The 12,289-nt window shown below is 58.2% G+C and carries 12 protein-coding genes; 11 read left to right on the forward strand and 1 reads right to left on the reverse strand.

All coding sequences use genetic code 11. The annotated features are described in order from the left end of the window. Positions 1-199 precede the first annotated feature (199 nt). The 9 genes from QP904_RS09465 to QP904_RS09505 all read left to right on the forward strand — a co-directional run bounded on the left by QP904_RS09465 (position 200) and on the right by QP904_RS09505 (position 10,774). The gene (locus QP904_RS09465; RefSeq protein ID WP_023020773.1) at positions 200-553 is read left to right on the forward strand and encodes a DUF4259 domain-containing protein; all 354 of its coding nucleotides are present in this window, start codon (positions 200-202) and stop codon (positions 551-553) included. Between the two features lie 67 nt (positions 554-620). Next, complete coding sequence (locus QP904_RS09470; protein ID WP_023020774.1) at positions 621-1,235, forward strand: dTMP kinase; 615 nt, start codon at positions 621-623, stop codon at positions 1,233-1,235. A gap of 3 nt (positions 1,236-1,238) precedes the next feature. After that, positions 1,239-1,931 (forward strand): MtrAB system response regulator MtrA, encoded by a 693-nt coding sequence (mtrA, locus tag QP904_RS09475; RefSeq protein WP_023027822.1) that lies wholly within the window; start codon positions 1,239-1,241, stop codon positions 1,929-1,931. Between the two features lie 68 nt (positions 1,932-1,999). Then, the gene (gene mtrB, locus QP904_RS09480; RefSeq protein WP_275434412.1) at positions 2,000-3,790 is read left to right on the forward strand and encodes an MtrAB system histidine kinase MtrB; all 1,791 of its coding nucleotides are present in this window, start codon (positions 2,000-2,002) and stop codon (positions 3,788-3,790) included. Further along, complete coding sequence (lpqB, locus tag QP904_RS09485; RefSeq protein WP_284835970.1) at positions 3,787-5,526, forward strand: MtrAB system accessory lipoprotein LpqB; 1,740 nt, start codon at positions 3,787-3,789, stop codon at positions 5,524-5,526. Before mtrB ends, lpqB begins: the two co-directional genes overlap by 4 nt. A gap of 177 nt (positions 5,527-5,703) precedes the next feature. Continuing rightward, complete coding sequence (locus QP904_RS09490) at positions 5,704-6,192, forward strand: ComF family protein (protein ID WP_232212580.1); 489 nt, start codon at positions 5,704-5,706, stop codon at positions 6,190-6,192. 145 nt (positions 6,193-6,337) lie between these two features. Next, positions 6,338-6,982 carry a ribosome hibernation-promoting factor, HPF/YfiA family gene (hpf, locus tag QP904_RS09495; protein ID WP_023020779.1) on the forward strand — a complete coding sequence of 215 codons (645 nt, stop codon included), beginning with the start codon at positions 6,338-6,340 and terminating at the stop codon, positions 6,980-6,982. 247 nt (positions 6,983-7,229) lie between these two features. Beyond that, positions 7,230-9,815, forward strand: a complete 2,586-nt coding sequence (gene secA / locus QP904_RS09500; protein WP_200288067.1) for a preprotein translocase subunit SecA — start codon at positions 7,230-7,232, stop codon at positions 9,813-9,815. Between the two features lie 140 nt (positions 9,816-9,955). Continuing rightward, positions 9,956-10,774: a hypothetical protein gene (locus tag QP904_RS09505; protein ID WP_023020781.1), complete on the forward strand. Its 819-nt coding sequence runs from the start codon at positions 9,956-9,958 to the stop codon at positions 10,772-10,774. A 23-nt stretch (positions 10,775-10,797) separates the two neighbouring features. Here QP904_RS09505 and QP904_RS09510 read toward each other — a convergent pair whose 3' ends face one another. After that, the gene (locus QP904_RS09510; protein ID WP_023020782.1) at positions 10,798-11,181 is read right to left on the reverse strand and encodes a hypothetical protein; all 384 of its coding nucleotides are present in this window, start codon (positions 11,179-11,181) and stop codon (positions 10,798-10,800) included. A gap of 178 nt (positions 11,182-11,359) precedes the next feature. Between QP904_RS09510 and QP904_RS09515 the strand changes: the two genes are divergently transcribed. Both QP904_RS09515 and QP904_RS09520 read left to right on the forward strand, forming a co-directional pair. Then, positions 11,360-11,770 carry an HAD-IA family hydrolase gene (locus QP904_RS09515; protein ID WP_023020783.1) on the forward strand — a complete coding sequence of 137 codons (411 nt, stop codon included), beginning with the start codon at positions 11,360-11,362 and terminating at the stop codon, positions 11,768-11,770. Then, positions 11,770-12,285, forward strand: coding sequence for a DUF6912 family protein (locus QP904_RS09520; protein WP_023020784.1), 516 nt, complete (start codon positions 11,770-11,772; stop codon positions 12,283-12,285). The genes QP904_RS09515 and QP904_RS09520 overlap by 1 nt, the downstream gene beginning before the upstream one ends. Positions 12,286-12,289 lie beyond the last annotated feature (4 nt).

A 12,289-nucleotide genomic window follows, 5' to 3' on the forward strand; every position in this document is an offset into this window, starting at 1 on the left:
GCGGTATAGCACCGCGGTAACAAGTTGGTAACGAGACTATCATGTTTAGGAAACATTGCTACGGCGTTGCGATTCTGTGATACGCCAACAAAACGCCAGTTCGCGGATGTAGGATGCCCTGCAAACCTTTTCATTGCGTGCTTTCTTTAGCTGGGAAAGCGTGTATAAATGGCGCTGAAAGCACCGAAGGAGTCAAAAAGTGAGTACTTGGGACGAAGATATTTTCAGCACGGACCTCAACGTCGATTTCTTGGAAGAAATGGCAAACCTCGATGAAGAAGGGGTAATTCGCGCCGTTGAGGATGCCTGCGAAGTAGCACATAGCAAGCCGCAGCTCAGTGAAGAAGAGGAACAGAACGCGCAAGCAGCAGCCACCATCGCTGCCATTTGGGCTGGCGCGCCCTTCAGTGCGGGCGAGGTTGTTGAAGACTACCCCTATATTAGGGAGCTGGTGGGGTCTGGCAGTGAAACCTTGACGGAAAATGCCCTCGAGGTACTAGAAAATGTCGAGGAAGAATATGACCTCGAAGCGTTTATAGAGGCCCTGTCCTAAGCCATACCTACTGCCCGCAGCAGTGGCCTCATGCCAGACAAAATAGAAGGGAAGGTACCCCACACCTATGCTTATCAGCATCGAAGGCATCGACGGTGCCGGTAAGAATACGCTGGTCTCCACAATCAGGGAGTCGTTGGATCGACCCGTGGAGGTCATCGCCTTCCCGCGCTATGCAGAATCGATTCACGCCCAGCTCGCCCAAAAGGCGCTCTACGGAAAAATGGGTGACCTGACAGATTCGGCATATGCCATGGCAACTCTTTTTGCCTTGGATCGTTACGGCGTAAAAGACCAATTGCAGCGAGCCAAGGGTACGGACGCCGTGGTGCTATTGGATCGGTATGTGGCTTCCAATGCGGCATATTCGGCGGCGCGACTCGAAGACGATGCCGTCATGGACTGGGTGCACGATCTGGAATTTGGCACTTTAGGCCTGCCGCAAGCGGATCTGCAGGTTTATCTGGATACTGCGGTAGAAGTGGCGTCGGAAAGAGCGCAGGCAAGAGCCCAAGCAGATGCCAACCGGGAACGTGACCGCTACGAGCGCGATGGCGGATTGCAGGAACGCACCGCCGCGGCCTACCAGCGCCTAGCAGATGCGGGCTGGGGTGGACGCTGGATTGTCACCGCCGATGCGGATACTATAATTTCAGCGATAAAAGACCTTGTAGGAGAATAAAACGTGGCGCCCAAGATTTTGGTAGTCGATGACGATCCGGCTATCTCGGAGATGCTGACCATTGTGCTCGAGTCTGAGGGACTTAAGCCCATTCCGGTCATGGACGGCAATGACGCCGTGCCCGCCTTTGAGCAACACGAGCCGGACCTCATTCTGCTGGACCTTATGCTGCCGGGCATGAACGGCGTGGATATCTGCCGCGCCATTCGCCGTGAATCCTCCGTACCCATCGTTATGCTGACCGCCAAGACGGATACGGTCGATGTGGTGCTAGGCCTTGAATCCGGCGCGGATGATTACATCACCAAGCCATTTAAACCCAAGGAACTCATCGCCCGCATTCGCGCGCGCTTGCGCCGCACCGATTCCGCGGAGTCTGAAATCTTGGAGGTGGCGGACCTCATCATTGACGTGCCGGAGCATACCGTGCGCCGCACGGATGGTACCGAACTGAACTTGACTCCTTTGGAATTTGACCTGCTACTGGAGATGGCGCGCCGCCCTGGCCAAGTGCATACGCGTGAGTCGCTGCTGGAGTCCGTATGGGGCTACCGCAATGCCTCTGATACGCGCTTGGTTAACGTCCACGTGCAGCGCCTACGCGCCAAGATCGAGCATGATCCGGAGGATCCGCAGATTGTGCTGACCGTGCGTGGCGTGGGGTATAAGACCGGTAAGCCCGGCGCCGGGGAGTAAGAACCATCGGCATCATTGAACGTTTAAGGCGTATTCGAGACGCCTTCATTACAACGTGGCGTACCTCTTTGCAGGCGCGCGTCATTGGCATGATTTTGGTCGCCTCCTCGGTGGTCATGATCATCTTGGCCTACGCGTTGGTTTCTGTGCTGACTCAGCGCTTGGTTAGCCAAAAGGAAGACGTGGCGCAGCAGGAGCTGGAGCGTGCCCGCACGGCCGTGGAACAGCAGATTGATGCCACCAGTTCCGCCAATTCGGTGCAGGTACGCATCAATTCTGCACGTGCGGCACTGGGCCAGCTCTCTGCCCAGCAGGGCGATGCCCAGGCGGTTTATGAACCGGTCATCGTGGTGGAAAACCAGGATGGCTCGGTTATTACCTCGCCAGAAGGTTTCCCCGTGCCGGATCAGTTGCGGGAGATGGTGGATCAAGGTCAGATTGCGCAGCAGTATTTCCCGGCTCCGCGGGAAAACGGTGAGTATTACAACGCCCTGCTGGTAGGAACACCTACCGATACCGATATCCCGCATACTCAGGTCTACTTGGCACTGTCCATGGAGTCGGAAGAATCCACCATGGCATTGATGCGAGGCCTGCTTTCGGCGGCCGGTGTGGTCGTCGTGGTGCTGTTGGTGGGCATTGCCTGGCTGGCCACCCAGCAGGTTATTACGCCGATTCGTTCGGCTTCGCGCATTGCACAGCGCTTGGCGGCTGGTCATTTGAAGGAACGCATGGCCGTCGATAGTGACGATGAGATGGGCCGCCTGGCCGCGTCCTTCAATAACATGGCCGATAAGCTTTCTTCCCAGATTGCGCAGCTGGAGGAATACGGCGATTTGCAGCGGCAGTTTACTTCCGACGTCTCCCATGAGCTGCGTACCCCATTGACCACCGTGCGCATGGCCGCGGACATGATTGAGGCCGAAAGCGATAGCTTGCCGCACGGCGCCCAGCGAGCTTCCCGCCTGATGTCAAGCGAGCTCGATCGTTTCGAGGAATTGCTCGCGGACCTGCTAGAGATTTCTCGCCACGATGCCGGCGTGGCGGACCTGTCTACCGCCGCCATTGATCTGCGCTCCTGCGTGGAGTCCGCCTATGAGCAAGTCGAACATTTGGCTCGCGAGCTCAACGTAGAGGTCCAGCTCAACCTGCCGGATGAGCGCATCGCCGTCGAAGCCGATTCACGCCGCCTTGAGCGCATCTTGCGCAATCTTTTGGCCAATGCCATCGACCATTCGGAAGGCAATCCGGTAGCGGTGGATGTCGCCACCACGGAAACCGCGGTGGGCGTTACCGTTACAGACCATGGCGTGGGCTTGAAACCGGGCCAGGAAGAGCTGGTATTTAACCGCTTTTGGCGCGCGGATTCCTCCCGCAAGCGCCACTCCGGTGGCACCGGCCTGGGGCTGGCTATCGCCCGCGAGGACGCCGTCCTGCACGGCGGCACGCTGGATGCCACCGGCTACGAGGGCTTTGGCTCGCGCTTCCGCCTCATTATCCCGCGCACCCCGAATGCCGAGGTGGGAGAAGAACCCATCTCTGTGGAGATCCCTGGCGCACCCGTAAACAACCCTGCGGAAGGCGGCTCGTTGCCGGAATCGACCCCAGATGCCGGAGTTGAACTTCCAGAAGCGCAGGACTCTAGCACCGATAATCCGGGTGTCGAACCCGCCTCTGCTACGCCTGCCATTGCATCCGGGATGAGCTCACCGCGCGTCGAAAAGAGCGATAAGACTACCACTGGCCAGGCGGAGGGGGATGGCATCCTATGGCCCTCGGAACGAGAGCTCAACCGTGGTGCGGCCGCCCCAGATAGGCGCGCCTATAAGGCCCCGGACTTTGAGGGGAGGAGGAAGTGAGCGTGTTCAGCAGCAACTATTGCAAAACCGCGGTCTTTAGTACCGCAGCGGTCGTGCTTTTTGTCAGCGGTTGTTCCACTCTGCCGAGTGACACCGGGCCGCAGGTGGTAGGGACCTACCAGCGACAGGAAGACAGTCCTGGGGAAGTTATTGCACCGCAACCGGGCGATGACCCGGATCTGACGTTGCGAGATTTCTATCAGGCTTCGGCCGTGCCCGGAAATGATCACGAAGTCGCCCGTGGTTTTCTTACGGATACTGCCCGTGGTGCATGGGACGCCAGCGGCGATGTGATGGTGGTCGATAGCCTGGATATCGTTACTGCGCCCGCCAATAAACAAAGCTCGAAAGATAATGAACGCGCCTTTACAGTACGTGGCACTATTATCGGCCGCCTGAAATCCGGTGGCGCGTATGTCCCGGAAAATGAGGGCTATGAGGCAGTCATCTACATGAAGATGCAAGACGATAGGTGGCGCGTCGATGGCCTGCCGGCCGGAGTGGTGATGGAGCGCAATGAAATGCGCAACCACTACGCCCCGCAATCGCTGTACTTCTATAAGCAGAGTAACGATGCGCTGGTTCCGGATCGTCGCTGGTTGTATAAGGGGGGCGAAGAATCGGAGTCGACGCTTATCACGTTGTTGATGGAGGGGCCTTCGGCCAGCATTGCCCCTGCCACCCGCCGTGCGGCGGGGGAGAATGTTACCTATGCCGGCTATGACCGCGAGCAAGGCTACCAATTCGAAGGCCTAGTGGACTTGGACGCCCACGACCGCACTCTCTTTGCCGCCCAACTGGTGTGGACGCTTAGCAAAGCCGGCCATACCGGTCCCTTTAAGGTCAAGGCCGATGGCGGTGACCTGGTGGAAGGTATGGATAGCTTGAGCGTGGATGACTTTGCGGACTATAACCCGGAAGAAAGCAGCACCGCGTTGTCTAAGCTCTACGCCCTTAATGAGGGCAACCTGCTGGAGGTAGACGATGGCGTGGCCGAGCCCGTTCAATCCACCTTGGGCAGTAGCGGAGACGTGCAGTCCGTGGATGTGGCCGATAGCGGCCTCGTTGCGGCCGTGCGCCGCAAATCCAATAATGATTTCTCCCTGCAGATAGGCGAGCTCGATGGCCAGCTGCAGGATGCGGTGGATGGTCCCACGCTGGCACGGCCGACCTTTGAATACAACGGGCAAGCCGCGTGGACTGTGGTTGACGGAGATCGCATCGTGCGCGTGGTGCGCTCCAAGACCACGGGCCGCATCTCCAAATCCGAGGTGGATGCCCGCAGCATTGACGATATTGAGGGCGAAATCTCCGTCATCCGCTTGTCCCATAGCGGTGCCCGCGTGGCCATGGTTATCGATGGGCACGTGTATATCGCGGCGGTTGCCCAATCCAGCAGTGGGGATAAGCGCATCGTCAACGCCCGCGAGGTCGGCCCAGAAGTTTCCGGTTCGGCGCTATCGTTGGACTGGAATATGGATGGCTCGCTCATCGTTGGTACCTCCTCGAGCCAGTCACCCGTCTGGCGCATCGAGCAGGATGGTTCCTCGGCTTCGACCATGCCTACCGGTAATATCACCGCCCCCGTGGTGGCTGTAGCTTCCTCGCCCACCAAGCTTTTCATCACTGATTCTCACGCCATGCTTGAGCTACCTTCCACCGTGATGGATGAGACCAACTGGCGTGAGGTCTCTGGGCTGCAGGGCCGGCGTTCTTCCCCTATCGTTTCTAACTAGCCGTCGGAAGGCTTGTGCGGCTAGGGGGGAGGCAACACGATGAGCTTGGGGGAGCTTATTTTTCCGCGCGCGTGTGCTGGATGCGGCGCGCCGGGCGAGGTGTTGTGTGAACACTGCCGCGAGCACTTGCGGCACCCGCCCTACTTGGTAGCACGGCCCCGGCTGCTGGGGGCGCCCGTGTATGCCCTTGGCTCTTATTCCGATATTCGCCGCCGCATCATCATTGGCATGAAGGAGCGCGGCAACCAGCCGGTTCGCGAGTATGTCGGGGCCGTCTTTGCAGCTGGGCTGGCCTATCTGAGTGCCCGTGGTGATATCCCGCGCGAGTTCACCCTTGTTCCTGCGCCTACCCGTCCGCGCTCGGCGCGGGCGCGCGGGGGAGACCCTGTGGCCGCTGTGTGCCATACAGCGGCGCAGCTGCAGCGCGTGGGCGTGTGCGCGGCTCTTTCCATGGGGCAGTCCACCGCGGATCAGTCCGAGCTTAACGCGCAGGATAGGTGGGCTAACCTGCAGGGGCGAGTCCGCGTTCATGCTCCCATTGCTCGCGCCCCTGCGCTGCTTGCCGACGACGTCGTTACCACCGGCGCCACCCTAGCCGCGAGCATTGCTGCCCTGCAGGCCGCGGGCGTAGAAGTATGTGGAGCATTGGTCTTTGCGGATGCCTAGATAAAGGCGGGATCTACCCTCGAGGTAGGGGAGCGGGAAAAAATTTCGCCCTGTCAGGTCATAACCAGTGATACCATGAGGAGTGTCACAGAGAGATAGCTACTGTGATTGAATCCAGTCCCCACTACTCAAGGGAGGCATTTCAATGTCCCAGCCAAACAAAGCTCAGGTAACGATTACGGGCCGTAATGTCGAGGTCCCTGATCACTTTCAAGAGCGAGTCAATGACAAGCTGGCCAAGATTGAACGCCTTGACCCCACCCTGACCTTCTTCCACGTGGAGCTGCAGCACGAGCCGAACCCGCGCCGCGATTCTGAAGCGGATCGCATCCAGATCACCGCTACGGGTAAGGGACACATCGCCCGTGCCGAAGCAAAGGAAGATTCTTTCTACGCTGCGCTCGAGACCGCCTTGGGCAAGATGGAGCGCTCCCTGCGCAAGGTGAAGGTGCGCCGCGAAAACGTCAAGAGCGGTCACCGCGCGCAAAAGGGCACCGGAGAGATTGCCGCTGAGATGGTGGCACAGGCTGAGGCACAGCGCGCCAAGGAAGAGCGCTACGTTGACCCTTATGCTGAGACCGTCGAGGATGTTCGTCCCGGCCAGATTGTGCGCACCAAGGAGCACCCGGCTACCCCGATGAGCGTGGATGATGCCTTGAGCGAGATGGAGCTGGTTGGCCACGACTTCTTCCTCTTCGTTAACGAGGAGAATAATAAGCCCTCCGTGGTTTATCGCCGCCACGCCTTCGACTATGGCCTTATCTCCCTGGCTGAAGACGCGGAGGCCTAAAGCGCTCGCACTTTCCTGAGGTAATGACCCCGCTGCATAACTGCAGCGGGGTCGAATTCGTATCAAGGGAAATGGTGTCTTGGTGGGGGGGAGGTTCGACGTCGGCAAGCGGCTTTAAAGGCTTAGATATGCCAGATGAAGGTTGCGCGCATGCCCTATGCGCTAGGCGGAAGGTGCTTTGTGAATGCGAGTGAGTACAATAGCGACGAGTTAACTTTATTGTCGCGACTAGAAGGACTAACTAACCGTGTTTGGACTTTCCAAGCTGCTGCGCGCGGGCGAGGGCCGTACGGTCAAGCGCCTGGGCAAAATGGCAGACGACGTAATTGCCCTTGAGGATAAGTACGCGGAGCTTTCGGACGAAGAACTTAAGGCAAAGACCGATGAGTTCAAAACTCGTCTTAAAGACGGCGAAGAGATGAATGACATCTTGCTCGAGGCATTTGCCACCGTCCGCGAGGCTGCCTGGCGCGTCCTCGATCAAAAGCACTACCGCGTGCAGATCATGGGTGGCGCGGCCCTGCACTTCGGCAACGTTGCCGAGATGCGCACCGGTGAGGGCAAGACCCTGACCTCACTCCTGCCTGCCTACCTTAATGCGCTTGAGGGCAAGGGCGTCCACATCGTGACCGTCAATGATTACTTGGCAAAGCGCGACGCGGAGATGATGGGCCGTGTCCACCGCTGGCTCGGCCTGTCCGTAGGCGTCATCCTGTCTGAGATGCGCCCACCAGAGCGCAAGGCTGCCTACGATTGCGACATTACTTACGGCACCAATAACGAGCTAGGTTTTGACTACCTGCGCGATAACATGGTGCGCTCCCTCAATGAAGTGGTGCAGCGCGGTCACAACTTCTGCATCGTGGATGAGGTTGACTCGATTCTTATCGATGAAGCCCGAACCCCGCTTATCATCTCCGGCCCAGTAGACGGTTCCTCCCAGTTCTACAGTGTCTTCGCCCAGCTGACACCGCGCATGCGCGAAGGCATCCACTACGAGGTAGACCACAAAAAGCGCACCATCGGTGTGCTGGAAGAGGGCGTGGAATACGTAGAGGATCAGCTCGGCATCGATAACCTCTACGCCCCGGAGCACTCCCAGCTGGTGTCCTACCTGAACAACGCCTTGAAGGCCAAGGAGCTTTTCACCCGCGATAAGGACTATATCGTCCGCAATGGTGAAGTCATGATCGTCGACAGCTTCACCGGCCGCGTGCTGGCCGGCCGCCGCTACAACGAAGGCATGCACCAGGCCATCGAGGCCAAGGAGCAGGTAGAGATCAAGAACGAGAACCAGACGCTGGCTACCGTTACCCTGCAAAACTACTTCCGCCTCTATGAGAAGATCTCCGGCATGACCGGTACGGCAGAGACCGAAGCCGCCGAGCTGCATTCCATCTATGGCCTGGACGTAGTGCCGATTCCTACCAATAAGCCAAATCAGCGTGCGGACCACTCTGACCGCATTTACAAGACGCAGGAAGCCAAGTTCGCCGCCGTGGTGGACGATATTGCTGAGCACGTCGAGGCCGGTCAGCCAGTACTGGTAGGTACCACCTCTGTGGAGCGCTCCGAGTACCTGTCCCAGCTGCTATCCAAGCGGGGAATCAAGCACAACGTGCTCAACGCTAAGCACCACGAGGAAGAGGGCCAGATCATCGCCCGTGCCGGCCGTCCTGGCACCGTAACCGTGGCTACCAACATGGCCGGCCGTGGTACGGATATCGTGCTTGGTGGTAACCCCGAGGTCATCCTCGATGAGAAGCTGCGTGAGCGCGGCCTAGATCCATTCGAGGATGAGGAAAAGTACCAGGAGGCCTGGGAGGCAGAGATCGATGCCGAAAAGGAACACTCCAAGAAGTTGGGTGACCAGGTCCGCGAGGCCGGTGGACTCTACGTGCTGGGTACTGAGCGCCACGAGTCGCGCCGCATTGATAACCAGCTGCGTGGTCGTACTGGCCGCCAGGGTGACCCGGGTGAGACTCGCTTCTACCTGTCCATGCGCGATGAGTTGATGGTGCGCTTCGTGGGACAGTCCATGGAGAACATGATGAATCGCCTCAATGTGCCGGACGATGTTCCAATCGAAGCCAAGATGGTCTCCAACTCCATTAAGGGCGCCCAGGCGCAGGTGGAGAACCAGAACTTTGAGATGCGTAAGAACGTTCTCAAGTACGACGAGGTGCTTAACGAGCAGCGCAAGGTGGTCTACGCTACCCGCCACGATATCCTCGATGCCGGCGATATTCAGGACAATATCCGCGGCATGATTGATGACACCGTTTCCGCTTATGTCGCCGGCGCTACCGCCACCGGCTACGTGGAGGATTGGGACCTAGATGCGCTGTGGAACGCATTGGATTCCCTGTACGGTCCCACCATTCCCCACGAGGAACTGGTCGAAGGCTCCGAGTATGGTTCCCCAGGCGAGCTTTCCGCTGAGCAGCTTCGCGACGCTTTGGTAGAAGACGCCAATAACGAATATGACAAGCTCGAGGAATCTGTAACCGCAATTGGCGGCGAGCAGCAGATGCGCAATACCGAGCGCATGGTCATCCTGCCGATTATTGACCAAAAGTGGCGTGAGCACCTCTATGAGATGGACTACCTCAAGGAGGGCATTGGCCTGCGCGCGATGGCGCAGCGCGATCCGCTGGTGGAGTACCAGAAGGAGGGCGGCGAGATGTTCAATGCGATGAACGAAGGCGTCAAGGAAGAGACCGTCCGCCAGCTCTTTATGCTGCGCAAGCAGTTCAAGCAGCAGGAAGAGGAACAGGCCGGTGAGTCTTCGACCGCTGCGAACAACAACGGTGGGGATACCGTAGAGGCCTAAAACCCGGTGTTCTTTCTCAAACTCCGCCCCGCACCCACTCTTAAAAGTGGGAGCGGGGCGGGTTTCTTTTTAGGGAAAAATGAGTAGAATATAAGAATCTTGTCCAATCTGCTTTTTTCCTGTGAGGAACTCCACTGACGATGCGTCGCCGTTCTTTGCGTCTAGGAATTACGACGCTTCTGTCTGCTACCTTGCTTGGTGGCGCCACCCCAGCCGTGGCGTATGAGATGCAGCGCGACTCTGCGTCTTCTCTGCGCATCATCTTGGACTCGGGCGAAAAACTAGAACAGGACAACGCGGCAGCGGCCATTTTGGCTATCGCTACCCAGCGTAAGGAAGCGTTGGTGGCAGATGGAATTTTGTCGCAGGAGAAAGCGGATGCTGCCTTTGACCATTATTTTGGCGCATCCCGGCTCAATACTGCGCGCGCCGATGGCAATATCTATGCCACACCGCTCGATTTCCCGTGGGAGCCCGAAGCGCGTCCACAATCGCGGGAAGGCAAGCAGTTCACCGAAGCTGCCGTGCTGGATTACCTTGACGTGCTGGGTGCCAACTATGCCCAGGCGGTGATTCGCGCCGAGCTGGGTGAATTCACTAAGGATCTGCCGCAGTCCACTGCAGGCAATGCAGAGTCTTCTCCGCGGCCACAGAGGCCCGCCACCGGGGATACAGGCTCCGCCTTCCCGGATGAGTTCTCGGATTACGCGTCAGCGCTGCGCGATATCGTCACTATCACCAAGCAGGTCAATGCTCCCTTGGAAAAGGCCGCAGCAACCCACCGTGGTGTGAATACCGTACTCGCGGATGGCACTGCTGATGACAATTCCGGGCTATCCGTCCTGGAAGGTGGTCTGCTGACTACCGGTATTGCGGCGCTAGCAAGCGCTGCCGGAATTGGATGGTCCGCACTGAACTGGTCCGATATTCTTTCTCAACTCGGCCAGTTCATTTCCTAGGCGGTGAGGTCCGTTCGCATAGCTTAGAGCAAGCGGAACGAGGTTAATCCCGTGTGACTGGCTGATCCTGTAAAAGCATGCTGCTGTTGACCTATATAAACAGAGCCGAAATACTCTCCGTTTGAGCGCGCGTGCAGGCTTGTCAATTGCAATCTGTCCGTGGTGTAGGGGCTGGAGCGTTGGCGCACCCACGAGCCAATATGCAGCCGGATTGCGTCCGAATAGCGCGCGGAATTGAGGTGAGCTAGCGGCCGATAGCCGGCAGCAACCTCGAGTGCGAAGATTACCCAGCCTTGGATGCGGTGTTGGGCGGCGACCTCCGCGGACGTCGGCAAGCGGCCGTAGCGCACGCGATGAGGCGCGAGGAAGAGTTTGAGGTGTGAGTAGCCAGGGATGGGCTCGTACATGATGGGGAAGTAGTGCTCCTGAATAAGGGCAGGAGGCGGACGCGTGATAATTGTCTCATGCCCGGCTCGCGGCCGCCATTTCTGAGGGTTTCCTGAAAGGGGTGGCCGCGAATGCGCGCGCGGTTCGCTATACTCTCGGGGAGTTAAAGAGAAAATCGTAACCAAAGGATTTAAGTACATGCGTGGTCTGATCGTTGACTATGTCGGCGTCCTCGACGGCACCGAAGAAGATAACCGTCGCTGGAAGGCGCTGCTGGCCGCCGCCAAGGCAAATGGCGCGGCAACCGCCATCCTCTCCAATGACCCGGGCGGTCCAGGCGCGGAGCACATTCGCGAGTGGGAGTACCGCGGAAACGTAGATGCAGTTATTCTCTCTGGTGAGGTTGGGGCGGAAAAGCCAGAGGTCGCTGCATTTCAGGCGGCCGCAGATGCCCTAGAGCTTCCGCTCAATGATTGCGTCATGGTTGATGATTCTATTCTCAACGTCCGCGCCGCCGTGGAAACCGGCATGGTGGGCTTTTTGTACACCAGCTTTGATCGCGTTTCCGTAGAAATCCAGGCTGTCTTCGATATTGAAGGTGAGTTTTAGTGGCTAAAGCCCGCGTCTACATTCCCGCAACCTACGCCATGCTGGCGGAATTGGAAGAAACCGGTTCCCTTTCTGCGCGCTCCGGCTGGGGTTTCATGGTGACACCAGCGCTGCAGGATTTCTATACCGAGGGCGATGAAGAAGAGATTGCCTACTCGGCATTCCTCGAGGCATCTATGGCCTCTATGCGCCTTCTGGCCATCGGCGATGAAGAAAAGTTCCCGCATCGCCGCGTGGTCATCTCCGTGGACTTGGATGATTCTGTCATCACCCCGCGACCGGATATGGGCGAGCCGGTGGTAGAACTCCAGCCGGCGCAATTCAGCAAAGACGATCTAGCGGCCATCCACGTGGATATTGCGGAATCCGAAGAAACCACCGCGAAGGCCATCGAGGCTATTGACACCGCAGACCTTGGCGATGAGGACGCGGAGCTGGCCGTGGGAGATGCGCTGGATAAGTTTATGGCCTTTTATCACCCCAGCGAACTGCCTTTCCTCGTAGAATTGCTCTAAAACT

It is taken from the genome of Corynebacterium nasorum (assembly GCF_030229765.1).
GTDB lineage: Bacteria > Actinomycetota > Actinomycetes > Mycobacteriales > Mycobacteriaceae > Corynebacterium > Corynebacterium kefirresidentii.